At 58.0% G+C, this 23,700-nt stretch carries 18 protein-coding genes; 5 read left to right on the top strand and 13 right to left on the bottom strand.

Annotated features, from left to right (window positions below; all coding sequences use genetic code 11):
• Positions 1-45: 45 nt before the first annotated feature.
• From IEW06_RS04335 to IEW06_RS04310, 6 genes are all read right to left on the bottom strand, one after another.
• The gene (locus IEW06_RS04335; RefSeq protein WP_188547531.1) at positions 46-1,854 is read right to left on the bottom strand and encodes a hypothetical protein; all 1,809 of its coding nucleotides are present in this window, start codon (positions 1,852-1,854) and stop codon (positions 46-48) included.
• A gap of 12 nt (positions 1,855-1,866) precedes the next feature.
• Positions 1,867-4,149, bottom strand: coding sequence for a DUF4175 family protein (locus tag IEW06_RS04330; protein ID WP_187733735.1), 2,283 nt, complete (start codon positions 4,147-4,149; stop codon positions 1,867-1,869).
• Positions 4,146-5,723 carry a BatA domain-containing protein gene (locus tag IEW06_RS04325; RefSeq protein WP_188547529.1) on the bottom strand — a complete coding sequence of 526 codons (1,578 nt, stop codon included), beginning with the start codon at positions 5,721-5,723 and terminating at the stop codon, positions 4,146-4,148. The genes IEW06_RS04330 and IEW06_RS04325 overlap by 4 nt, the downstream gene beginning before the upstream one ends.
• Before the next feature lie 204 nt (positions 5,724-5,927).
• The gene (locus IEW06_RS04320) at positions 5,928-6,803 is read right to left on the bottom strand and encodes a DUF58 domain-containing protein (protein WP_188547527.1); all 876 of its coding nucleotides are present in this window, start codon (positions 6,801-6,803) and stop codon (positions 5,928-5,930) included.
• A gap of 11 nt (positions 6,804-6,814) precedes the next feature.
• A complete protein-coding gene (locus IEW06_RS04315; protein WP_187733739.1) occupies positions 6,815-7,792 on the bottom strand; it encodes an AAA family ATPase in 978 nt (325 codons plus the stop codon).
• A 79-nt stretch (positions 7,793-7,871) separates the two neighbouring features.
• Complete coding sequence (locus tag IEW06_RS04310) at positions 7,872-8,495, bottom strand: DUF4159 domain-containing protein (protein WP_188547525.1); 624 nt, start codon at positions 8,493-8,495, stop codon at positions 7,872-7,874.
• A 244-nt stretch (positions 8,496-8,739) separates the two neighbouring features.
• Here IEW06_RS04310 and IEW06_RS04305 point away from each other — a divergent pair, with 244 nt between their 5' ends.
• Entirely contained in the window at positions 8,740-9,384 is a 645-nt protein-coding gene (locus IEW06_RS04305) for a porin family protein (protein ID WP_187733740.1), read from the top strand.
• 77 nt (positions 9,385-9,461) lie between these two features.
• Here the strand turns inward: IEW06_RS04305 and IEW06_RS04300 are convergent, their stop codons facing one another.
• From IEW06_RS04300 to IEW06_RS04275, 6 genes are all read right to left on the bottom strand, one after another.
• The gene (locus IEW06_RS04300) at positions 9,462-10,787 is read right to left on the bottom strand and encodes a TldD/PmbA family protein (protein ID WP_188547523.1); all 1,326 of its coding nucleotides are present in this window, start codon (positions 10,785-10,787) and stop codon (positions 9,462-9,464) included.
• A gap of 87 nt (positions 10,788-10,874) precedes the next feature.
• Positions 10,875-12,527, bottom strand: coding sequence for a TldD/PmbA family protein (locus IEW06_RS04295; protein WP_187733741.1), 1,653 nt, complete (start codon positions 12,525-12,527; stop codon positions 10,875-10,877).
• 82 nt (positions 12,528-12,609) lie between these two features.
• Positions 12,610-13,947, bottom strand: a complete 1,338-nt coding sequence (locus IEW06_RS04290) for a TldD/PmbA family protein (protein ID WP_187733742.1) — start codon at positions 13,945-13,947, stop codon at positions 12,610-12,612.
• A gap of 61 nt (positions 13,948-14,008) precedes the next feature.
• Positions 14,009-15,661 carry a TldD/PmbA family protein gene (locus IEW06_RS04285; RefSeq protein WP_187733743.1) on the bottom strand — a complete coding sequence of 551 codons (1,653 nt, stop codon included), beginning with the start codon at positions 15,659-15,661 and terminating at the stop codon, positions 14,009-14,011.
• Between the two features lie 248 nt (positions 15,662-15,909).
• A complete protein-coding gene (locus IEW06_RS04280) occupies positions 15,910-16,947 on the bottom strand; it encodes a 5-methylcytosine restriction system specificity protein McrC (protein WP_187733744.1) in 1,038 nt (345 codons plus the stop codon).
• Between the two features lie 13 nt (positions 16,948-16,960).
• The gene (locus IEW06_RS04275; protein ID WP_188547520.1) at positions 16,961-18,262 is read right to left on the bottom strand and encodes an AAA family ATPase; all 1,302 of its coding nucleotides are present in this window, start codon (positions 18,260-18,262) and stop codon (positions 16,961-16,963) included.
• A 442-nt stretch (positions 18,263-18,704) separates the two neighbouring features.
• Between IEW06_RS04275 and IEW06_RS04270 the strand changes: the two genes are divergently transcribed.
• Positions 18,705-19,079 (top strand): hypothetical protein, encoded by a 375-nt coding sequence (locus tag IEW06_RS04270; RefSeq protein ID WP_188547518.1) that lies wholly within the window; start codon positions 18,705-18,707, stop codon positions 19,077-19,079.
• Between the two features lie 171 nt (positions 19,080-19,250).
• Here the strand turns inward: IEW06_RS04270 and IEW06_RS04265 are convergent, their stop codons facing one another.
• A complete protein-coding gene (locus tag IEW06_RS04265; protein ID WP_188547945.1) occupies positions 19,251-20,495 on the bottom strand; it encodes an alpha/beta hydrolase family protein in 1,245 nt (414 codons plus the stop codon).
• Positions 20,496-20,689: 194 nt separating this feature from the next.
• Between IEW06_RS04265 and IEW06_RS04260 the strand changes: the two genes are divergently transcribed.
• The 3 genes from IEW06_RS04260 (at position 20,690) to IEW06_RS04250 (ending at position 23,650) form a co-directional block, all read left to right on the top strand.
• Complete coding sequence (locus IEW06_RS04260; protein ID WP_188547516.1) at positions 20,690-21,091, top strand: BlaI/MecI/CopY family transcriptional regulator; 402 nt, start codon at positions 20,690-20,692, stop codon at positions 21,089-21,091.
• The gene (locus IEW06_RS04255; protein ID WP_187733750.1) at positions 21,069-22,472 is read left to right on the top strand and encodes a TonB family protein; all 1,404 of its coding nucleotides are present in this window, start codon (positions 21,069-21,071) and stop codon (positions 22,470-22,472) included. The genes IEW06_RS04260 and IEW06_RS04255 overlap by 23 nt, the downstream gene beginning before the upstream one ends.
• Positions 22,473-22,627: 155 nt before the next feature.
• Positions 22,628-23,650, top strand: a complete 1,023-nt coding sequence (locus IEW06_RS04250; RefSeq protein ID WP_229743034.1) for a hypothetical protein — start codon at positions 22,628-22,630, stop codon at positions 23,648-23,650.
• The last annotated feature ends 50 nt before the right edge of the window (positions 23,651-23,700 follow it).

The following is a 23,700-nucleotide window of genomic DNA, read 5'->3' as shown; positions in this document are numbered from 1 at the left end:
GAGAAATCAGTAGCTGCAATAAGTGCGTCGGCTGTGGCGTCGGGGCTACAGTTTTTCCTCCAGCCACAAAAAGCCTGCCCCCAGCAAAAACAAGCCAAAGAACCAAACCGCCGGCCACGCCTGACGAGTGAGTATCGGTGAAGCCATCGTAGAGCCAGGCGAATCGGCCAGCCACACTTGTGCCGCCTGTTGGCGTAGGTCAGCTTCAGGGCCGAGCCAATTTTGCCCCCCAAACACGTAAAACGAATGCGTCGCCTTACCAGCCAGCGCCACGCGGTGCCACCCCGCCGAGTCGGGCCAGAATTGTCCGGTGCTCCACTCAGCCAAGCGCGTATCCTGACGCATAGCCAGGCGTATGGGCTGCGCTGCGCCCTGCACCGTAGGCGCGGTAGTAGGAAAGGGGGCCGCAGTTAGCTGTACTTCTACCGGGGTATTGGGGCGAGGCCAGGCAGTTGTCACCCGCCAGGCCGCCGTAGAAGTCTCGGGCCGGGCCACGGCAGTCAACAGGCGGCTCCAGTAGGCATTATACGTCAGCGAATCATTCTGCAGAGCCCACCGGAAGGTTTCGGGTAGCACCGATACGACCATCGTTCCGGCCCCCAGGCGCTGGGATGCTACCACGGCCTGCCCCTGGCCCGTGGTAACCATGGGGCGCAAGCGGGCCGATGGCCGCAAGGTAGCCGGTACTGTAGCAGTGGTGCGGCCCGAAGCCCCCGGCCACTGAATAGGCTGAGGCTTAGCAGAAGCTGCCATAGCAACAGGTACAATACTAAAAGTCGCCCGAGCCGGCGTGAGGCGAGGCAGGGGGGCCGCGTCGGCCAACACAATCAGGCCCGGCCCACCAGTGCGCAGTGCGGTGGTAAGCTGTTGAACTTCGCCCCCTGAAAGCGTGGATAGCGTGCCCGCATCGGCTATGACAGCATCATAATGTGCTAGCAAACTGGGTGTAAGCCGGGAAATGTCGTGGGTGGGCTGATTGAGAAACTCCGTCTGCGTCAGGCCACGGCTGATGCCTACGCGCAAGGCTACCGCGTGCTGCCGCGTGCCGAGCTGATTTTTCAGGAATTTGAATTCAAAAGACGGTGTGTTGGCCAGCAACAACACCCGTAGGGCGCGGGTGGGTACTACCTCCACCGGCACGGGCTCAGAGGTCAAAATTTGCCCCCCACGCCGCGCTACCAGCTCGTACACGGCCAAGCCGGCCGCCTTCGGCACGTAGCTCAACCGAAAAGCCCCCCGGCCACGCGTCAGGCGCACCGAGTCGCGCGGCGCGCCTGCTGCCCGCAGGTGGACCCATGTTGGCGTGGTGTTGCCAGCGCTGGGGGGCAAATTATCAAAGGAGCCCGCTATCTGCAGCGCCTGCCCTAGCTCTACGCGGGGCGTCCAATTGGCCACTCGAAAACCGGCCCGGGCGGGCGGTGCATGCCAGACTAGGCGGACCGGGCCGAGCAGGGGAAGGTCGGCGGCGGGCAAGCCTTTCCCCAGCACGTGCAGGATTCGCAGGTTGGGCTGCTGCTCTCTGATTTGCAGAATGTTGGCGGCCGTAACCGTGTCAGCTCCCGATACGGAACTGGTGCGCCACAGGCGGGTAGCCGGCCCCAGCTGGCGCAACAAAGCTCGTAGCGTATCTGGCTGGAAGCCCTCGGTGAGTAGAATGGTTTCGTGCTGTGCGCCTGGTATGCTGCGGGTGGGCGGAAAGGCTGTAAACCAAAGCCCGGCTCCGGCCAGCACGCCCGCCAACAGGCGCAAGGCAAGCCGCTGTCGGTTGGGTCGGCGCAGGGCGCTCCAGGTCAGCCCTGCTACTAAAAGCACGCAGAGGATAAGTAGCGCGTAATACAGAAACGTGGGGGGCATTCTAGACAAAGCTTACCGGCTTAATTCCTGGAAATAGCGCTGGGCCAGCGGGTTGGCGGCCGGCACCCGCGTGGGCGTCGCCGCCGGGGTGGGGAGAAGGCCGGTAAGCGCACGCTCCACGGATGGCACAAGCTCTAGGCGTAGCGGCCGGCCGGCGCGCACATCTGATACCAGGCCACGCAAATCGCGCAGGGCAGTGAGGTAGGCCCCCGGACGTTGCAGCGCGGCCTGCGCCAGGGCCTGACCCGCTTGTTCAAGTACTAAGGCATCAGTTGGTTTGGCAACCTGCCCGCGCCGAGTGGCGCCCAGCCAGCGCAAGGCAGCACGCACGGCAGGCTGCATGGGCGGGGGAGCAATTTTCTGCTCCCGGCGCGGCGCGGCGGCGTTGCCCATCTCGCCGGTAAGCCGAAGAGTAGCTTCTGGCAATATCGGCGGCGTAAAACCCGATTTCTTGACGTAAGCGCGCGTTTGCTGCTGCACTTGCTTGAGCAGGCGCAGGGCCCGATACTCGTATGGCAAAGCTTCCTTCAGCCGGCTGGTGCGCAGCCGCAGCTCGGCTTCCCACATTTGAGCCAGCACGCCGCGCAGCTTGGCTTTCACTTCTGGCTCCAGAAAGTCGGCCGTTTCGCTGTCGTCGTGCAGGTGCATGTAAGGCTCCATAAGCGCAGCCGTGGCAGCCTCGCCGGGAACGTCGGTAGCGGAAGGAAACTTGTCGCCGCTGTGGTCGTGGCCATCATCGGCCGAGTGCTCTTCCTGTTCGGTGCTTGGTTCCTGCTCGGCGGTAGCAGGATTGTCTTCCTCTTTTTTCGCTGCGGCCGGCCGGGTGGCCGTTTCGCCAATGCCCTGCTCAAACTCTTCGCCCAAAAACTTGCCATAGCGCATGCGCAGAATCTTCTGATCGAAGCCCAGATTGTTGCCGCGCTCCGCAACCGTAGTAGCGGGCAGGCGGGGCTGCTCGGCAATCAGCTTTTCAGTATCAATAATGATCTGGCGCTGACTCCGAAAGTACGCCGGAACCACGTTCACGCCCAACGACAGGTCGGAAGTGCCGTCTACCACGGCTGTATCTTCCCACTGCACTAAGTACGTGTCGGAGCGGGTGCTGCCGCGGGCGTTGTCCCAGGCCTGCACATAGAAATATACCTCGTCACCATAGGTCAGGCCAAGTTTGGGCAGACTAAGCAAATGGGTGGCCGTGGCTTGGGCGGGCTGTCCACGCAGCGGGCCGCTGAGGTCCGTAACTACTTCCGTAAATTTCACTGCTTCGCCCTGTCCCTGGGCTACTGTCGTTACCAAACGGGCTCGGCTCAGGCCGTAGTCGTCGCGCAAAGCCACCCGAATTGCTATTTGCGGCTTGTCGCCAAACTCAATGAGCGTATACGGCTTCGGGTTCTGAATCTGAACCACAGGAGCCTGATCGGGCTGCACATCAATGGCATAATCATCGGAGGCTTTGCCGGCAAAACGTATTCGATAAAGCACGGAAGCCGTCAGGGTTTGCTCTGCTGTGAAGGTGTTGGCTTGGCCGGGAACAGCCCGAAAAGCCACCCGCCGCGTGCCCAGCTCCAGCTGCGGCGGCGCGTCGGCGGCGCGGTTTACGCGCACCGTCCAGCGCACCTTTGACCCGCTAGGGCAGCGGAAAGAAGCCATGGCGGCACTCGTAGCGGCGCGGCGCGTATAAGGCGGCGGCGTCACGTTGATGCGCGTATCCGTAACGCGCGGCGCGGCTTGCGCGGCGGGATTAATCTTTTCTTCAGGAAAGTTCAGCGCTACGGCAGGGGCTACAGTTGGTGCCGGGGCCTGCGAGGTTGGCCGCAGCCACCAAGCTGCTCCCGCCAAAATAAGCAGCAACCCAGCCCAGCCCAGCGCCGGCTGAAAATCAAACGGGAGCAAAGTTTTCTCCGTGGCTTGCAGCCCCTGCAAGCGGCTGCTTACGCGTTGGTGCTGAAGGCTTTCCAGCAAATTCAGTTCCGATGGCTCGCGCAGCAATAAGCCAGTGCTGTCTTCCAGTTGCGGAAAACGCCGGTCGAGCTGCCGGGCTGTGGGCACCAGGTCAGCGTTCCAGAAGTGGCGTAGCTGAATGATGGCGTAAGCGGCCAGCAGCAGCGCCGCTCCTCCCACTGCCCACATCGGCACGGGCCAGTAGCGGGCAATTACCGCCAGCAAAATGCCCCCCACCCCAACAGGCAGCAACAAGGCGCCCGTTCGGCGCAGAGCATAACGGCGCCACTCGGCCCGGAGTGCGGGCGAGGCGGCCAGAGAAGGCGCTACAGCAGCTTGGGTTGTGGGTGTCATGCGGGAGAAACGGGGGAAGAAATAGGTCGCCGCCGGGCCAGCAGGCGCTCCAGGCCAAATAGCAACGCCGCTGCCAGCACCGCCCAGGCCCGCAGATCGGTGAAGGTGTCAGGGGCCGGCCGCACTGCTTTCCGGGGGGCATTTTCAGAAGAATCTGAACTGCGCTGAATAGCCGCCTGAACCTGGCTTGGCGCAATTACCCGCTGATCATTACGGGCCAAATCAAGTGTTGGTGCAGATGGCTGCAACAATTCAAGCAGCAAAGCCGGCAGCTCCGGACTATCCGGCAAGCCACTCCAAGCGGGGTTCAAACGCGTGTGCAGCGTGTATACCTGCCCGCGCCCTTCAGTTCGCCGCGACATTACTGCTTGGCCCGAGCCGTCAGTCCAAACAGCAGTGCTGGGGGGCAAAATAGCAGCCGTATCGCGACGCAAAACCGGAATCAGCACCTCCGCCCCCGCAGGCCCGAATGAAGATGTTACGGCAGTTCCTGGCCCAGAAGCTTGTTGCCACCAGCTCAACCCTTTGTCTAGGCGCCGCTTCCACGCCGTCGATATAGGAGCTTTGCTCAGCCAGAAAACCCACGTCAGTGAGTCAGAAGGGGAGGGCTCCGAGGCTGAAACGGTAATGACCGGCGGCACTAAAAGGCCACTGCCCGCCGCCCGCAACGCCGCCGCCAGATAGCGCGCGTCCTCGGCCTGGTCGGCCGTGTAATATACTCTTAGGCGCATGGCTGCTTGCACCGGTACAGCCATCGAATCGTCTGCTCGCCGCACTACAGCCTGCTTGGTCGCACTTGTTTCATAGCGCAGCGGTGGCAGACCCGGCACAGACACAGCGCCCGCGACATCGGGCCGAGCTACTGTAATAGGCTGAAACGTAGTTTTTTCCTCATCACTGCGCCCAACCAGCAGGCGCAGCTTGTCTGCTCCGCTAAGGCCCGCCGCCTGCACCCAAGCCCCCGAATCAGGAGAAGGAATAAGCTGCCAGGTGAGGTTGGGGGGCAAATTGGAGCGGGTGCCTTGCAAATCAGCCAGCTTGGCCGGTGTAAGCAAGTGCACCGGTCTGTCTGCGAAACGCTGAGCGGCCTGCGCGGCGCGGGCCCACAGAAAGTCTGGCTCTGTTGTATAGCCAGCACTGTCCGAAGCCGTTGGATTAGCAACTATAGCGGTCCATTCTTCCGCTGAGATTAGCGGAAACCTCTTCTCCAAACGACTTACCTCATACCCTCGCCGTCGCAGCGAATCGACTAGTGGCCGCACACTTGGCAGCGTAGCCGACGTCAGCAGCTCCGGGCTCACCAGCACCTGCCCCCGCGCGGGTGGGGCGGGTCGTTGCCACGCCGGTCCGGCCAGAGCTACCGCCAAGACTGTCACTATAGCCGCCCGCAACAGCAGCAGCAACAGCTGCTCCAGCTTCAGGCTGCGCAGGCGCCGATTGGCCGAGGCCGCCAGCCACCGCACGCTGCCCACCTGCACCGTGCGGCCCGGCCGCCGGTTCCAGAGGTGGATGGCCAAGGGCACCAGCAGCCCCAGCAAAGCCAGCAACGCAGATGGAGTGAGAAGGGTGAACAAGGTTGACTTATGAATTAGTAATGAAAGACTTTTCTAAACGACCGTCATGCAGAGCATCTCGCGTGTTTGGTTGGATTATCATTGCAACATCAGCACGCGAGATGCTTCGCGGCGCTCTGCATGACGGTCGTTTTGATTGATATATAATGAAGAAAACATCACTCATCTAAAAGTACAAAATAGGTCGAAAAAGCCCCCCACGGCTCATATCTGGGCTTCGCGGCGGCGCAGAAACTCGCGCATGGCCTGATCAAGCGGGTCGGTGGTGCTGAGCTGATGGTAATCGAAACCGTGGCGCCGGGCCGATTGAGCCGTGTTGCGCAGCCATTCCTGGTGGTTTTGCTGATATGCGGCCCGCTGCTGGTCGGCGTCGAGCTGAAGAATCTGGCCGGTTTCGAGGTCTTCGAAGGTGATAGAGCCGCGGTAGGAAAACTGTAGCTCATTTTGGGCCACCAAGTGCAGAACCAATACCTCCCCGGCTACGGCCTGCAAGCGGGTGAGTAGTTGATCCATCTCAGCATCTTCCTCATACAAGTCACTCACAAAAACCGTCAGAGCACGTTGGCGCCGGGAGGTGAGCGGAGCCAGCGTAGCAGTACTCGGAAAGCGACCTATTGCCTCCGTTTTCTCCAACATATGAAAAAGTCGCGGCAGCTGCCGAGTCTCGGCCTTGGGGGGCAAATGTTGAAGTCCTTCCGGTCGCAGGATGCTGAGCGCTACTGCATCGCCCTGATTAGTGGCTAGATATGCCATACTTGCCAGCACCAGCCGGGCATAATCCAGTTTGGTCAGGCCGTTGTCGTCGCGGTGATTCATGCTGGCACTCGCGTCGAGCAGCAGATGGATCATTAGACTCGTTTCCACCTCCGACTCGCGGATGTAGTAGCGGTCGGAGCGGGCGGCCAGGCGCCAATCGAGGCGGCGCAGGTCGTCGCCGGGCTGGTAGGGGCGGTATTGGCTAAACTCCAGGCCCACGCCGCGTCGCCGGCTCCGGTGCTGACCCGCCAGAAAGCCCTCCGCCGCCAGTTTGGCGGCTAAAGGCAAGTTGCGCAGAGCGTGTAGGGTTTCTGGAGCCAGCATACAATTCTAGGCTAAACGGCTACGGCTTTCAGCAACTCAGCTACGGCGTCATCGGCCGTGATATTCTCGGCTTCCGCATTAAAATTTAGCAACACCCGATGCCGCAACACTGGCGGTGCCAGCGTCCGCAAATCGTCCAGGGTTACGGCGAAGCGGCCTTGCAGCAACGCCCGCGCTTTGGCGCACAAAATGAGAGCTTGTCCGGCCCGCGGGCCCGCGCCCCAGCGGCCGTAATCCTGAATAAACTTTACCTGCGTAGTGGCCGGCCGCGTGGCGCGTACCAAGCGGTTCACAAAATCGAGCAGCTCCGGGCTCAGGCTCACTTGGCGCACAAGCTGCTGCAACTGCCGGATATCGGCGCTGCCCAGCACTGGCTTTACCTCGGCGCGGGCCGTGCCCGTGGTGCCGCTGAGTACTGCTAACTCTTCCTGCTCGGTGGGGTAGCCAATGCGCACGTACAACAAAAACCGGTCGAGCTGGGCTTCGGGCAATGGGTAAGTGCCGGCCTGCTCAATGGGGTTTTGGGTAGCCAGCAGAAAGAAGGGCTTGGGCAAAGCGTGTTCCTGACCAGCATACGTCACGTGGCCTTCCTGCATGGCTTCCAGCAAGGCCGCCTGGGTTTTGGGTGGTGTCCGGTTGATTTCGTCGGCCAATACTAAGCTGGCGAAAATCGGCCCCTCGTTAAACTTAAACGAGCGGTGGCCCGTGCCGTGGTCTTCCTCCAGTACTTCGGTGCCCAGAATATCGGTGGGCATCAAGTCGGGGGTGAACTGAATACGCCGAAACGACATATCGGTAGCCGCAGCTAAGGTGCGCACCAGCAAGGTTTTGGCTAGTCCCGGCACGCCTTCCAGCAGGGCGTGGCCGCCCGCTAGCAGCGCGACGAGCACTTCATCGAGCACTTCGCTTTGCCCTACAATGACTTTGGCAATTTCTTCTTTAAGCGGAGGAAGTTTAGCTAACAGACGGTGTACTTCTTGTTCGGTCATGCAGGGGGCTTTTTCGGGCAATATTCAGGCGTCGGTTCCCGCAGAGTTTCGCAGAGGAAAGGCGCAGTGTTCTTTAGGATTAAGCGGTTAGCGCATACATCAGAATGTTGACGCCAAATTTGGTGTTGTCTTCGGCCAGCCAGCGCTTGTTGCGGTAGTCGTAGTCCCACTCGCAGCCGTAGTCTTTGTTGGAATACAAAACCCCGATGCGGCCGTTGATTTCCACCGCTTTCAGGTAGTCGTGTATCAGGTCGTCGCCCCAGCCATTTAGCTCGAAAGCCGTGGGGGGCGGGCCATCCTTGAAAGTAAAGAAGGACTTATAAATCGGGTGCGTCTTGGCGATTTTCTTGAGGGCGCCTGCACCAAAGCACTGGCGCATCTGTTCTTCAAACGAACGGGCAAAGAGGCCGTCGATGTCATGGTTGCAATCGTCCACGAATACGAAGCCGCCATTGCGCACATACTGAGTGAAGTTCTGCTTTTCAGCCGCCGAAAACTGCACCAGGCGGTGCCCCGACAGGTAGCAGAACGGATAGCTGAAAAGATCGGGGCTGTCTAGGGCCACCACCTTCTCTTTCTGATTGACGGGCACCGTAGTGTACTGAATCAGAGAGTGTAGCAAGTTGGTGGGCATTCGCTCATCCACAGAATCCCAGTCGCCGGAACGGTATTGGAGGCGCACGAAGGTAAACGGAGCGGGCATAGAAGCAGGTAAGCGACGGAAAAGAGACGGCGGGAAGCCAACAAAGTTGCCTGGGGGGCAAATTCTGGTTGGAAAATACAACCTGCCGCCGACTCATCCGGCAAATCTTAATAAGTCGTGGCTGGCTGCTGATTTTATTCTGGCCCAATTAATGCAAAACAATCATGTATAAATAATACGCTATTGCCTACAATACAATTTAAGGTTGAAGCGTATTACACTCACACTCTTATCTGCAACTACTATGAAACGCACTGTCTTATTGCTGTTTAGCTTATTTTCTCTGGCACTTAGCGCCCACGCACAGTTTGGGGTGAAAGGTGGAATCAACCGCGCCGTGCTCAGCGGCAACGTCGGCGACGATGCTGAGTATCAAACCTCGTATCATGCCGGTATTTTTTACGAAGCAAAGATTCTCGGCCCGGTTTCGTTGCAGCCCGAGCTGCTGTATTCCATGCAGGGTGCCCAGGCCCGCAGCCTCATCCGCGACCAGTCATTGGAGGAGTTCGACACTAAACTGCACTACCTCACCCTGCCCGTACTCGCGAAAGTGAGCCTCGGTCCGGTGTTCGTGGAGGCTGGTCCACAGTTCAGCTATCTGGTTTCGGCCCAAGACAATGGCCGCTTGCAAGTGGATATGACAAGCTCTGGCCCGAGCGAATACCTTGACTTCGACCGCGATTCAAGCGGTGATTTCAAGAAAAGCGACCTGGGCGTGGCACTAGGCGCAGGCATCAAGCTGCCGCTGGGCTTATCCGTGGGTGGCCGCTTTACCACCAGTCTCAACAACATCAGCGACTACCGCAACATCAGCGGCGTAAACGACCCGGAGCTGAAAAACCGCGTGTTTCAAGCCTATGTAAGCTTTCAGCTGGGGAGGAATAACTAAGCCTTCGCCTTTGGTTTAACTTCATCAAAAAGCCCCCCAGAAATCATCTGGGGGGCTTTTTTATTGTCGAACAATACTTATACAGCGTCCGACAAACTGGTGAAGGTGAAGTCGCGAATCTTCAGAGGTGGCACTAAATTGCCCCCCAGACGTTGCGGCTTGCCTATTGCCTCGATATTATTCAGCATAATAATCGGGCTTTCGTTGAAGCGGAAGTTCTTCACCGGGTGCTTGATCTTGCCGTTCTCGATGTAGAAGGTACCGTCGCGCGTCAGGCCAGTATAGAGCAAGGTTTGTGGGTCAACGTCGCGGATGTACCACAGGCGCGTTACCAATATTCCTTTCTCGGTGCTTTTGATCATGTCCTGCACCGTTTGGGTGCCGCCTTCCATGATGAAGCCACTGGGGAAAGCGGTGGGCGCGACGTTATTTTTCTGGGCCCAGAAGCGTGAATAGTACATATTCTTCATCACACCCTTCTCAATCCAGGTCATACGCTTCGTTGGCAAGCCATTACCGTCAAACACGTTGCCGGGCGCCTCTGCATTGAGGGGGTCAGAGTAGATGGTTATACGCTCATCAAAGAGCTTTTGACCGAGCTTATTGCCACCGCCTTTTTTGCTCAAAAAGCTGCGCCCCTCATCCGCTGAGCGAGCGTCGAGCGAGTACATCAGATTGTTGAGCAACCCTTCATCGGAAACCAGCGCAGCCGGCTCCAGAATTACGGTGTACTTGCCCGGCTCAATGGCTTTTGCATTCACTGAACCAGCCGCTTTATCGGCCGCAATTTTGGTTAGAGCCTTGGCGTCGAGCTTGTTGGCATCCGTGAAGTCAGCTACGGCGTAGCCCGAACCTGTACCGTCAGGTGTGCGGACGGTGACGGAGAAATCGAGGCTGGTGTCTTGCTGATACGCTTCGAGGCCCTTGCTGTTGCGCATGGCCAAGAAGCTGGCACCATCTTCTAAGTAGCCCGCCGCCGTAAGCTTGCGGTCTTGGCATAAAGCAATACTATCAGCGGCAGCTTTAGCGCGGAAATCAGGTGTGATGTTGGCAGTCGTCTGAGCAAATGATACTGGCGTGAGGTACTGCTGCGGACCTAGTAGCGGCACATAGTCAGGATCTTCGGGGGCAAGGCGGGCAATTTCTTCGGCCCGCTGTACGCACCGGCGCAGCGTAGCTTCGTCGAACTCATTGCAGGTAGCCACGCCCGAGCGTTTGCCAAAGCCTGATTCCACTACCAGCGACACGTTGTCGGTGGCGCCGGCGGTGCTCACGTTGTTACGGGCGTAGCGGATGTTGCCTCTGGTGCGTCCTTGCAGGGTTACGGTACACTCATCGGCCTTACTATAGCTCAGAACTTTCTTGAGAATAGTCTGAGCTTCGTCTTTTGAGAGAATGGGCATTGCTAGCTGATTTTATGATAGTTATGCAACAATTGGCCTCAAGCCTAGCCATTTTCTTTTGCAAAATGGCTAGGCCTGAATTTCCCATTATCCAATCTTACGGGCCGTGTTGATGACGTTCACGCCGTTGAAGCGCGTAGTGGAACTGCCGTGGCTTACGGCGCTGCTCTGCGAAGGCTGACCTTTGCCATCGTTGAAGAAGCCCGAGAACCGGTAGTCCGACTCGTCGCAGATGGCGGCGCAGCTGTTCCAGAACTCCAGGGTGTTGGTCTGGTAAGCCACGTCTTCCAGCATCCCCGTGATTTTGCCTTTGTTGATCTCGTAGAACACCTGACCACCGAACTGGGAGTTGTAGCGCTGCTGGTCGATGGAGAAAGAACCGTGGCCGGCAATGTAAATGCCTTTGTCCACACCTTTTACCATGTCGTCCACGGAGAGCTTCGTCTTGCCCGGCTGCAGGCTCACGTTCGGCATGCGCTGAAACTGCACATCGGCCCACGACTGCGCGTAGCAGCACCCATCTGACTCATTCTGACCCACCATCGCGGCCTGGTCACGAATCTTCTGGTAGTCGATGAGCATGCCGTCTTTAATCAGGTCCCACTTCTTGGTTTTCACGCCCTCGTCGTCGAACCCAACGGCACCGAGCGAATTTGCCTGCTGCTTGTCAGCTACAATGTTCACCAACTTGGAGCCGTAAGGCTGCTTTTTGGCGCGCCACTCCAAAGTAGCGAAGGAAGTGCCGGCGTAATTGGCTTCGTAACCGAGTACACGGTCCAGCTCCGTCGGGTGACCTACGCTTTCGTGGATGGTCAGGCCCAGGTGATGGGGATCCAGCACGAGGTCGTATTTGCCGGGCGTTACCGATTTGGCAGTCAGCTTTTGCTTTACCTGCTTGGTAGCGGCCGTAGCGTCTTCCAAAATGTCGTAGCTGTTTTTGTAGCCTACCAAATCGGAGCCGGCGGGGCCAGCTACTTTATCAGCCGCTTTCGGCGTGAGGTACTCGTAGCCCATGCCCATCGGCGCACTCAGCGCTTGGCGGCTGCGGAATTTGCCTGAGGCCCGGTCAATAGCCGTTACGCTGAAGGTTGGCCAGATGCGGTGAATGTCCTGGTCGATATAAGAGCCGTCGGTAGAGGCAAAGTACTTCTGCTCATTAACCTGGAACAGAGATGAGTTCACGAAGCTGGCGCCGTTGTCCATAGCCTTCGCATTGGCTCCCAACAGCAAATCCACTTTCTGAGCAATCGGTACTTCGAAAGCGTTCTGCTGAATTGGAGTTTTCCAGCTTACCTCGCCGTGGCCTTTTACCGGCGCCAGCTTCACCTGCTCCTTCTGCACTTTGGAGTTGGCTTTGGCAATCTGCACCGCTAGCTGGGCGGCTTTGGCCAGGCCGGCTTCACTTACAGTATTGGTGGCTGCAAACCCCCAGGTGCCATTGGCCAATACGCGCACGCCGGCGCCGTAGCTTTCGGTGCTGGCAATGTTCTGCACCTGCTTTTCGCGGGTGAAAATGCCTTGGTTCAAGGAGCGGCCAATGCGTACGTCGGCGTAGGAAGCACCGGCCGACTTAGCGGCATTGAGCGCGGCGTCGGCCAGACGCTTTTTCAGGGCTACGTCGGCGGCAGGAATCAGCAATTGCTCGGGCGTAACCAAATTGCCCCCCAGACTTGGAAAGCTGGGCAAAAACAGGGCGCCGGCCGCTAAGCCCGACAGCCCGACAAAATCGCGTCGTTTCAAGAAAGTAGAAGTTTGAGTGAGGAGTAGAATTTAAGTACAAAACCCGCCGGACAAGCCCGACGGGTTTCGTAGTGACCAATCGCTAAACAGCGTCCGACAAGCTGGTGAAGGTGAAGTCGCGAATCTTCAACGGCGGCACCAAATTGCCCCCCACGCGCTGGGGCTTACCGATAGCCTCCAGGTTGTTGAGCATAATAATGGGCGACTCATTGAAGCGGAAGTTCTTCACCGGATGCTTGATCTTGCCGTTCTCGATGTAGAAGGTACCGTCGCGCGTCAGGCCCGTGTACAAGAGCGTCTGCGGATCAACGGGGCGGATATACCACAAGCGCGTTACCAAGATGCCTTTTTCGGTACCCTTAATCATGTCCTGCACCGACTGCGTGCCGCCTTCCATAATCCAGCCGCTGGGGCGAGGAATATCAGGCACACCCGATTTCTGGGCCCAGAAGCGGGAAGTGTAGAGGTTTTTTACTACGCCTTTCTCGATCCAAGTCATTTTCTGCTGAGGGCGGCCGTCACCGGAGAAGGTGAGGGTTGGAATCTCAGCGTTCAGCGGGTCGGAGTAGATAGTGACGCGCTCATCAAACAGCTTTTCGCCTTTCTTATTTCCACCACCTTTTTTGCTCAGGAAAGAGCGGCCTTCATCAGCGTTACGTGCGTCGAGGGCGTTCATCAAAGCGGCAAGAAGGGATGCATCGGTGTTGGCTACCAGCGCAGCAGGCTCCAGAATAACGGTGTACTTGCCGGGCTCAATGGCTTTGGCACCTACCGAGGCCGAGGCCTTATCGGCGGCAATCTGGGTGAGGCGGGCGGCGTCGAACTTGCTGGCGTCGTTGTAGTCGGCGGTGGCGTAGCCCGAGCCGGTACCGTCGGGCGTGCGTACCGTTACGGAATACTCTAGGTTGGTGAGCTGCTGGTAAGCTTCGAGGCCTTTGCTGTTGCGCTTGGCAATGAAGCCAGCCTCGTCATTCAGGAAGCCAGCGGAGCTTAGCTTCTTCTGCTCGCACAGCTTCATGCTGGCGGCGGTTTGCTGGGCGCGGTAGTCGGGGGTAATGTTGGCGGTAGCGGCGACAAATGCGGCGGGCGACGGAGCCATATATTTCTGGGCACCCAGAAATGGAACGTACTCAGGGCTTTCAGGAGCAAGGCGGGCAATTTCTTCGGCCCGCTGCACGCAGCGGCGCAGCGTGGCTTCGTCGAACTCGTTGCAGGTAGCTACGCCCGAGCGTTTGCCAAACCGCGACTCCACGGCCAGCGACACGTTATCAACAGCACCGGCGGTCGAAATAGCATTACGCGCCGAGCGCACGTTGCCGCCCGTTGTGCCGTTGAGCGTGACTTCACACTCATCGGCTTTGCTGTAGCTCAACACCTTGGTCAGGATAGCCTGAGCTTCTTCTTTGGAAAGTATGGCCATTATATGTGGTTGTACTGATTTATTTATGTGTGAATTTGCCCCCCAGGAATAGAGACAATCATTACCCGATTTTGCGGGCCGTGTTGATGACGTTGACACCGTTAAAGCGCGTGGTAGCGCTGCCGTGGCTCACGGCTGACACCTGCGAAGGCTGACCTTTGCCATCGAAGAATGACCCGAACAGGCGGTAGTCCGACTCATCGCAGATGGCGGCGCAGCTGTTCCAGAATTCCAACGTATTAGTCTGGTAAGCTACGTCTTCCAGCATGCCGTCAATCTTGCCCTTGTTGATGGCATAGAACACCGTGCCGCCAAACTGCGAGTTGTAGCGCTGCTGGTCGATAGAGAAGGAACCACGACCGGCGATATAAATGCCTTTGTCCACGTTCTTAATCATCTCATCTACCGAGAGCTTCGTTTTGCCGGGCTGCAGGCTGATGTTCGGCATGCGTTGGAACTGCACTGAGCTCCAAGAGTCGCCATAGCTGCAACCGTCCGATTCATTCTGGCCCACCATCGCGGCCTGGTCGCGGGTTTTCTGATAGTCAACCAGTATCCCGTCCTTGATGATATCCCACTTCTTGGTCTTCACACCTTCATCATCGTAGCCAACGGCACCCAAGGAACCGGGCTGTAGCTTATCGGCCACGATATTCACCAGCTTGGAGCCGTAGGGCTGCTTCTTGGCGCGCCACTCCAGGGTAGCGAAGGAAGTGCCAGCATAGTTGGCTTCGTAGCCCAGCACGCGGTCGAGCTCCGTGGGGTGACCTACGCTTTCGTGGATGGTCAGGCCCAGGTGGTTCGGGTCGAGCACCAGATCATACTTGCCCGGTACTACCGACTTAGCAGTAATTTTCTCCTTGGCCTGCTTGGCAGCCAAGGCAGCATCCTCCAGAATATCGTAGCTGTCTTTGTAGCCGATAAGACCGGTGCCGGCAGGACCAGCAATCTTGCCAGCAGCCTTAGGAGTCATGTATTCGTAGCCCATGCCCATGGGGGCGCTCAGGGCCTGCCGCGTCCGGAATTTGCCCGAGGCGCGGTCGATGGCCGTTACGTCGAATGTGGGCCAGATACGGTGCACATCCTGGTCAATGTAAGAGCCATCAGTCGAGGCAAAGTACTTCTGCTCGTTTATCTGAAAAAGCGCCGAGTTCACGAAGTTGGCGCCGTTGTCCAGGGCCTTGGCGTTGGCAGCGAGCAGCAAGTCTACTTTCTGGGCAATGGGTACCTGAAAGGCATTCTGCTGAATCGGCGTTTTCCAGGTCACATCGCCAACGCCTTTTACGGGCGCCAGCTTCACCTGCTCTTTCTGCACTTTGGAGTTGGCTTTGGCAATCTGTACCGCTAGCTGAGCAGCTTTGGCCAGGCCGGCTTCCGTCACCGTGTTAGTAGCGGCAAAGCCCCAGGTGCCGTTGGCGAGCACGCGCACGCCGGCGCCAAAACTCTCACCGCTGGCAATGTTCTGCACCTGCTTTTCGCGGGTGAAAATGCTTTGGTTTAGATACCGGCCAATGCGCACATCGGCATACGAAGCACCAGCTGACTTAGCCGCATTGAGCGCCGCATCGGCTAAGCGCTTGTTCACTGCGGCATCCATTACTGATTCAAGCAACCGCTCCGGGCTAACCAGAGTGCCACCGAAACCGGGGAAGTTGGGCAGGAACACAGCCCCCGCCGCCAGGGCCGAGAGTCCTACAAAATCACGTCTTTTCAAGAGGGTAAGGTTTTGGGAAGATGAGAGGAGAGTTAAGTTTAGAGAGAAATCGGGAGAAACTCAATTTCAATGACAAAGAATGCCCCCCAGGGCTGCATTGGGGCGTTGTCTAAAGTGCACTTAAAAAAGCTGTCATGCAGAGCGGTAGCGAAGCATCTGGCGTGTTTAGTAAGATTACAAACCTCACGTCAGCACGCGAGATGCTTCGCTACCGCTCTGCATGACGGGCTGGTATTGCAGCCGATTCTTTATTCAATCAGCTTCAGCAAATCAGTGGCAATACCAGACCAGGGCTGATTTAAATCCAGGGTCACGACGCGGACGGGGTGAGCGCCGAGGGTGTAGCGCAAGTCAACCTCGCGGGTGGCGGCGGGGTAGAGCAGAATACCTTCCAGCTGCTGCGTGGGGGGCAAATCTTGGTTCTGCAGGTAAGCGTACAGCTGATACAGATGGGGCGAGATAAGCCGCTGCCGGTCGTAGCGCGGACGCAGGGCGGCGCGGTAGTATTTGGTGTCGAGGATGATTTTGCGCTCCGCAGACTCCAGCGTGGTATCGGTAATCATAGCGGGCAGGAGGCTCAGGTCTTCGGGCTCATCGGCGGCGGCTTGCCAGCTTATCGTTTCTGACAGCACCCGAAACCGGCGCTGCTCTAGGCGGTAGAAGTTGCGCACAAACGCCTCAAAAACCTGGGCCATCAGCCGTTCATCGCGCCGAAAATCGACGAAGCGTGTGCGGCCATCGGCGGCGGGCTCAGGGAGGGCGCTGCGGTGCAGAAGCTCACACACATTCAACAATAAGGCTTCGTGGCCAGTTGGCCGAGAGCGACGCACAGCCCGCAGCGCGTGGCTGCTCAGCGAGGTGGGGGGCAAATCGGTGGGGAAACGGCGCCGCAGGGCGCGCAGCTCCTGGCGCAAATCAGCGGACACTTGCCGTGCTCTGATTACCTGATCTACTGCTCCCAGCAGCAGCCGGATAAAAGGCGTATCGGGCCTCAGCTCATCATAAGCGCACACGGCCCGGCCCCGCCGCAGTAAGTCGCGCGACAGGGAAGCATCCAGCAACACGCGCCCGCGCAGCTCGTCCAGCTCTTCCTCCCGCGCCACATAGGTCTGCCGCAGCCCCTGGCTCAACAGTCGGCGGGTGCCCATGAGCAGCACTCGCCCCAGCAGCTCCACCGGCCGATGAAACGCCGTCGCTTCCGAAGTCAGCCATTCCTCCTGCTCGGGCAAACGGTTCCAAGCGTAGCAGAGCAGATAGTAGAGGTTCTGAATCGGAATCGGAATCATATGACGAATGAGGCTACCGCAACAGTCGCTTTTTATGGGCCGCTGCTTTTGCGGGCTGGTCCAGCCAGTATTCATCCAGCAGCGGCGCAATTTCCTGCTCCAGAATAAGCGTCAGCCAACTATCAGCGGCGGCAGAGTCAGGTGGCGGCTGACAGAAATAGCTGTGGCCCAGCTGGAAATCTTCGCCCAGATCGGGGTCGTCGCTGATGGCTTGGTTAAGTTCCGTGAGCCGCGTCACAAGCCGTGTAATGACAGCGGCCGGCACCCTTTTTTGGGCCAGAAAGCTTTGTAAAGGCGCGCCAAATTCCGGCTGCATTTTCACGAACGCAAACCGGCGCCGCAGGGCATAATCCAGCGGGGCCAAGGAGCGGTCGGCGGTGTTCATGGTGCCAATGACGTACAGGTTTTCGGGTACGAAAAACCGGGGCACATGGGGGGGCGAATAAGGCAGGCGCACCGCGTGGGCGGGACCGCGCTTGTCGGCTTCCAGCAACAGAAAAAGCTCCCCAAAAATCCGACTCACATTGCCCCGATTGATTTCATCAATCAGCAGAAAATAAGGCTTGTCGGGCTCCTGGGCAGCGCGGTGGCAAAACTCCAGCAGCACGCCCAGCGTCAGCCGAAAATTGCCCTGCGCATCGGGCCGGAATCCCTGCACAAAATCCTCGTAGCTGTAGCTGGGATGAAACTGGACCAGCTCCACGCGGGTAACATCCGTGGAGCCTAGCTCCAGCCAGGCCAGGCGTCGGGCCAGAAAGGTTTTGCCCGTGCCGGGCGGACCATATAAAATAATATTGCGGCGCCGCCGCAAGGCCGATAGCGTGTCATCGAGCTTTTGCTCGGAGATAAACAACTCCTGCAAGGCCGTAGCGCGGTCGTAGGATTCTGTGGGGGGCAAATTGTAGCCGGAAACCGGCTCCTGTACGTCCATTCTCTGTCCTTTCGCCTTTTCCATGGGGGCTGAGTCGCTGGGCCGGCCGGTGTACAAATCCTGCATGGCCTGCTGGGCCGCTACGTCGCCGTCAAGGGGCGAATTAGCCAGACTTGGGCGCTTGGTGGCAACGGTGAAATCGAGATGCTCGAGCAGGCCGTTGGTGGGGCCACCGGCGGGCAGGGGCCACTTGGCATCGGTCTGGCCAGTGGCTAAGCGGTAAGCGAGCTGGGCCACCGGCCGGGGCGGGTAGCGCCGGCCCCGATACACCAAGTCATAGACGGTGCTGGGGGGCAAATTCAGCCCTTGCCGGTCGATGTGCCGGAGCGCGCGCAGCACATGGTCGCGGGTGAGTTGAGAAGGATCGAAAGAAGGGGTGGGCATCCGGTTCTAAAGGTAGAAGCAAAACGAATGCAACACCAGAAAGGGTTCGGTGAGAGGTCAAAACCGAATTTTGGAAAATGAGGGGCTTGCGCAAACGGGTAGCCGGCACCGAAAGCAGGCAGCTTTTAAGTAACTAGGGCGCCCATCGTGGCCTTTGCCTTATCAAAGAATGTCATGCAGAGCAGCGCGAAGCATCTCGCGTGTTTATCAGGATTACTAAACTCAACCAAGAAGAATGTCATGCGGAGCTTGTCGAAGCATCTCTACCGCTTTGTTGATTCTACTAATCAGTAGAGATGCTTCGACAAGCTCCGCATGACAATTACCGTGGCTACGACTGCAAGCGAGGTGCTTCGCGCTGCATGACGGTTAGATTAGCGCAGATAGTTTCTAGCTTGCCGCCAGCTTCCTAACCAGCCACGGTTGCCTCACGCATTCTTTTATGAACAGTTCTCTAAAGCTATTCCTGCTCATTCTTCTTGTAGCTGCCGCCGCTCAGCTGGTGCTCCCGTGGTGGATTATCACGCCTATAGCTCTCGTGTTGGCTTTTATGATAGGCCGCAGGAGTTGGGGGGCTTTTTTAGCCGGTTTTGCTGGGGTTGGGCTGGGGTGGCTGGTGCTGGCCGGCTGGCTAAATATTCAGAATGAAGGCCACCTCAGCCACCGCGTAGCCGAGCTGATTCCGCTGGGTGGCAGCGGCTGGCTGCTGGTGCTGGTGACGGCTGTGCTGGGCGGATTGGTTGGCGGACTGGCTGCCTTGGCGGGCGTCTGGCTGCGCCAAGCCTTCGCCAAAAGCCATCAAGCTCCTTCGGCTTGAAGCGCTGGTTCCCGACACAGACAGACACGGACATATCCTCAAAAAAGCCCCCCAGCGTCGTTCTTACGAAAGGCTGGGGGGCTTTTTGGTGCAATCAAATTGGAAGTGGCAAGCTTCCGTGATGAACAGCCACTAGCGATGTTGCTTTGCTACTCGCAAAGCGGATGCAGGTTAGTTGATCTCCTGAAACTCGCCAAAAAAGGCCAGCGCCTCCAGCGTGTATTGGGGCACGGCGGAAAAGTGGTTGCCGTCTTTGATGGGATGTAGTTCTACCTGCGTAGCGCCACGGGCGCGCATGGCCTTGTAGGCATTTTCGGAGTTGAAAAAGGGCACGTAGTCGTCGGCGGTGCCGTGGAAAAGCGCCAGCGGAGCACGGGGGCGCCAGTCGTAGATATCGTTGTCGCGGAAGGCGGCCGTGATGGGCTGGTCGGTTTTGTTTAGCACACCCGCCCGGAAAGGCTCTGTAAATAGCTCTTTGGCCTGTTCAGGTACTTTCGCAAACGGATTGGCTTGCAGCTGCGAGGCCCAGGGCTCCTGGAAATAGCCGGTGTAGGGCCGGTTGATATTGTACACTCGATTATAAGTGTCCAGCACCCAAACATAGGAGCCGAGGAAATTCAGCGGCTTATCCGACTTCAGAATGTAGTTGGCAAAGGCTGACTTATTATAGGCTCCGGCTCCGGGCGCGCTGGCCGTGACCGTAAACTCCGTGGCGTGCTGCTCCTCAATCAGCTTGTGCAAGGCCAGCGTGGCAAAGCCCCCCTCTGAGTAGCCCAGCAGGAAGTTCTTATCGTTCAGCTGAATTTTTTCCTGCTTACAAAACTCCCGCGCGGCCCGCATCATATTCAGTGAGGCCGAAGCCAGCGAAGCCGCGTGCTCGTAGGGGTGCGGCAAACTCTTGGAAGCGCCGTAGCCGATATAGTCGGGAGCCACCACCAGGTAGCCCGAAGAAGCCAGCACCGATATGGCCGTCCAGACTTCCCCGCCGGAGCGGTAGTAGGAGGGAGCCCGCGCTTCATCTTTGGGCGAAATAGTGCCATGCTGATAGCTCAGCAGCGGCAGCGGCTGCGAAGCCACGGGCACAAGCACCGCACCTGAGGCCGTCACGGGCCGCCCATCGGTATTGGGCGTGGTATACGTCAGCTTATACACCCGAATGGAATACTGCGTCAAGGCACTGACGATGGGCAGATCGGGCACGCGGCCCGCCAGCGTACTCGGCGTGTACTCACCAATCAGGGTGCTGCTCAGTAGGCGGCTGCTTGCTGCCGGAGCAATAGGTGCCGCCGGAATGGTTGGCGCAGCGGCTTCTAGGGCCGGCTCTTTGGTGCAGCCCGGGCCGGGTGCCACCAGCAGGCTCAGCCAGAAAAGAAAGGTGAAATAGGACAAGCGGCGGCTATTGATTTTCAAGGACATTAGGAAGTTGTTGGGGCAATCTGACTTCATAACACCATTCTGCTTAAAAGATTTCGTGCCGCTACCGAGAAAAGAAGGAGGCTTGCACAGTCAGCTTTCAAGCGAAAAGCAAAGGCAATAATCGCTTTCACCTAAAATATTAGTTGTTCAACTAAATTATTAGTTATATATTTATCAATACAAAAAAGCCCCCCATGCACACCTTCCCTGAGCTAACCCGTGCCGAAGAACAAGTGATGCAGGTGCTGTGGCAGCGCGGCCCCTCTTTCGTGAAAGAAGTGGTGGCCGAAATGCCCACGCCCTCACCCGCTTACAACACGGTTTCAACCATCATCCGCATCCTGGAGCAAAAGGGGTTTGTGGGGCACGAAGCTTTCGGCCGCACGCATCGCTATGAGGCTTTGGTTGCGCAGGATGAGTACCGTCGCTTCTCGCTGCGCAAGCTGCTGGGGGGCTATTTTGGTAATTCGTTTCCGCAGCTGGTGTCCTTTTTTGCCAAGGAAGAAAACCTTAACGCCGCTCAGCTCGATGAGTTGCTGCGCCACGCCACCCAACCTCTTGCCCCCGACTCAGATGGACCCGATCAGCCTGCTTAAATGGATGATGCTCAGTGCGGTACTGCTGGGCGCGTGGTGGCTCTGCTACCACATAGCTTTGCGCCGTGAGCGCAGCTTTGGTTACAACCGGGCGTTTCTGGTGCTCGGGCCGCTACTAGCTGCGAGTTTGCCGCTGCTTCCGCTAGAGTGGCCGGGCAGCTGGGGAACTGGTCCGACGACGCTGGTGCCGGGCATAGCAACCGTGCTGCTGCCCACTGCTCAGGTAGGCGCATCCAGTAGCCAGGCTGCGCCCGATTGGTTGCAGTGGGTATTGATGGGCTACGTAGTTGGGGGGCTGATCGTGTTAGCGCGACTGGTTTCTGGGCTGGCCAAGCTTTGGCTGACTACTCGTCATCTGCCGCGCGAAAAACAGGCAGGCTACACGCTGGTGCGTACCGGTGGTCGGCTGCCAACCAGCTCATTTGGGCGGGTCGTGTTTTGGGATGAATCGTTGCCGCTAAGCGACGCGGAAGCCCAACAAGTGCTACAGCACGAGCTGGCGCATGTGCAGCAAGGCCACACCTACGACCGGCTGCTGCTGGAAGCGCTACGCGCAGTGCTCTGGTTCAATCCATTCGTGCACCTGTGCGCCCGCGCCCTTACGCTCACCCACGAGTATCTGGCCGACAAGGCGGCGCTAAGCCCTGCTACTGTCGCCTCATTGGTTACTGCATCTCCTGCGCACTCTTACACCCACCTACTGGCCCGGCAAGTGGCCACCCGCCTCGGTTTCTCCATTCCGCTTGCGCACTCCTTTTCTCATTCCCAAACCTTACGTCGCATTGCCATGATTCACCGAACTTCCCCCATCCGCCGCTGGAAACAGTGGCTTGCCCTGCCGCTGGTGGCTTTACTAGCGTTCACCGTCGCCTGTGAGCGACACACGGAGCCAGTTGCTCCATCTAAGCGCGCTTCTTCACAGAACGCCGAAATGCCACCCCCGCCTCCGCCGCCACCCCCAGCTCCCGATGCTGAGCCTGCGCCCCCTCCTCCGCCACCGCCTACAGCTAACCGTGTTTATACCAGTGTAGAGGAAATGCCGCTGTTTCGAACGGGCAACAACAATGATATTGTAGCCTTTATTCAAAGTAAGCTCGAGTACCCTGCTGAGGCTGTGCGAAACAAGGTAGAGGGCAGGGTTATTATTGCTTTTGTAATTGATAAAGAGGGCAACGTAACAGATGCGTCCGTCTATAAGGGAATAGGATCAGGCTGCGACGAAGCCGCGCTGAATGCTGTCCGCCAGCTTCCACGGTTTAAGGCTGGCAAGCAGGATGGCAAGCCGGTAATGGTGCGTTTTATGGTGCCTATTCAGTTCGAGCCGTACTCCGCCCCGATCAGTAATTTATTTGGCAGCTTGGTCGGTTCGCCTAAGTGCTAAAGTATAATCTGGGGGCTCCGTAGAGCTCATTACAAGGAGGAACCGTTGGAAAAGCTCCGAATTTTGTCGGGGCCTTTCTGCGTTTAGGTCAATAGTAACTGCCCGAAATGGGCTAACTTGCAGATAGTTTTGGCCTTCTAATCAAGATTTATTCAGTGTTGTTACCGTTTTCGCCGCGTCACGCCGTAGTGGCCGCCACCTTAAGCCTCTTTTCTCTGTCAGTATTGCCCAGCTGTGGCACCCGCTCCGACGGAGAAACTCCTGCCGCCAAAGCTTCGGTTGAAGCAGCCAAGCCAGCTCCCATTGACACGATGGCGCTGAAAGTGGCCGCCATGCGCCGCGACTCGCTAAAGGCCGACTCCATTGTAAAAGCCAATGGTCAGCTACCAGGGGCCATTTTGCCCGGCAAGCGCATTGTAGCTTTCTATGGCAACATCCGGGCGAAAGGCATGGGTATTCTGGGCCGCGAGCCCAAGGATCAGATGTTCCGCAAGTTTGATAAAGTAATAGCCGAGTGGCAAGCTGCTGACCCCAGCATCCCGGTGCAGCCTGCTATTCACAACGTAACTATCACGGCCCAAGCTGCACCTGGTAAGGACGGTAAATACCGTCTGATGAACTCCAAAGCCACTATTGAGGAGGTTATTCAATGGGGCAAGGAGCACAACTGCATCGTGTTCTTGGACGTGCAAGTGGGCCTGAGCAACCTAGAAAACGAACTGCACAAGCTGGAGCCCTACTTAAAGGACCCAATCGTGCACATGGGCATCGACCCTGAGTTTGCAATGGAAACCAAAGGCGTGAAGCCCGGCCGCAAAATCGGCACCTTCGATGCCAAGGATGTGAACTACGCCGTGAAGTTTCTGGCCCGCATCGTGAGCGAGAATAATTTGCCCCCCAAGGTGCTCACTGTGCACCGCTTCACCCAGGGCATGATTACAAACTATAAAAACATCAAGACCGACCCCCGCGTGCAGATTGTCATGCACATGGACGGCTGGGGCGACCCAACTCTGAAGAAGGACTCCTATAAGGCGTACATCCAGAAAGAGCCCGTGCAGTACACCGGCTTTAAGTTGTTCTACGAGTACGACAACCGCCCCGCGCCTCATCACATCATGACGCCGACAGAAGTGCTGGCCCTCACGCCAAAGCCGATGTACATTCAGTATCAGTAAGCTGCTAGGTTTCAAGCAACAAAAAAGCCCCCCAGCCTTGTGTTGGGGGG

The organism is Hymenobacter qilianensis (genome assembly GCF_014638675.1).
GTDB lineage: Bacteria > Bacteroidota > Bacteroidia > Cytophagales > Hymenobacteraceae > Hymenobacter > Hymenobacter qilianensis.
Note: the sequence above shows the minus strand (reverse complement) of the source record. Positions and strands in the feature narration are given on the sequence as shown.

Bases quoted from the DNA above. Each gene is read 5' to 3' on its own strand.
- IEW06_RS04255 (WP_187733750.1), top strand. From the start codon at position 21,069: ATGGACCCGATCAGCCTGCTTAAATGGATGATGCTCAGTGCGGTACTG.
- IEW06_RS04260 (WP_188547516.1), top strand. From the start codon at position 20,690: ATGCACACCTTCCCTGAGCTAACCCGTGCCGAAGAACAAGTGATGCAG.
- IEW06_RS04305 (WP_187733740.1), top strand. From the start codon at position 8,740: ATGAAACGCACTGTCTTATTGCTGTTTAGCTTATTTTCTCTGGCACTT.
- IEW06_RS04300 (WP_188547523.1), bottom strand. From the start codon at position 10,787: ATGCCCATTCTCTCAAAAGACGAAGCTCAGACTATTCTCAAGAAAGTT.
- IEW06_RS04270 (WP_188547518.1), top strand. From the start codon at position 18,705: ATGAACAGTTCTCTAAAGCTATTCCTGCTCATTCTTCTTGTAGCTGCC.
- IEW06_RS04280 (WP_187733744.1), bottom strand. From the start codon at position 16,947: ATGATTCCGATTCCGATTCAGAACCTCTACTATCTGCTCTGCTACGCT.
- IEW06_RS04290 (WP_187733742.1), bottom strand. From the start codon at position 13,947: ATGGCCATACTTTCCAAAGAAGAAGCTCAGGCTATCCTGACCAAGGTG.
- IEW06_RS04335 (WP_188547531.1), bottom strand. From the start codon at position 1,854: ATGCCCCCCACGTTTCTGTATTACGCGCTACTTATCCTCTGCGTGCTT.
- IEW06_RS04275 (WP_188547520.1), bottom strand. From the start codon at position 18,262: ATGCCCACCCCTTCTTTCGATCCTTCTCAACTCACCCGCGACCATGTG.
- IEW06_RS04265 (WP_188547945.1), bottom strand. From the start codon at position 20,495: ATGTCCTTGAAAATCAATAGCCGCCGCTTGTCCTATTTCACCTTTCTT.
- IEW06_RS04320 (WP_188547527.1), bottom strand. From the start codon at position 6,803: ATGCTGGCTCCAGAAACCCTACACGCTCTGCGCAACTTGCCTTTAGCC.
- IEW06_RS04310 (WP_188547525.1), bottom strand. From the start codon at position 8,495: ATGCCCGCTCCGTTTACCTTCGTGCGCCTCCAATACCGTTCCGGCGAC.
- IEW06_RS04315 (WP_187733739.1), bottom strand. From the start codon at position 7,792: ATGACCGAACAAGAAGTACACCGTCTGTTAGCTAAACTTCCTCCGCTT.
- IEW06_RS04330 (WP_187733735.1), bottom strand. From the start codon at position 4,149: ATGACACCCACAACCCAAGCTGCTGTAGCGCCTTCTCTGGCCGCCTCG.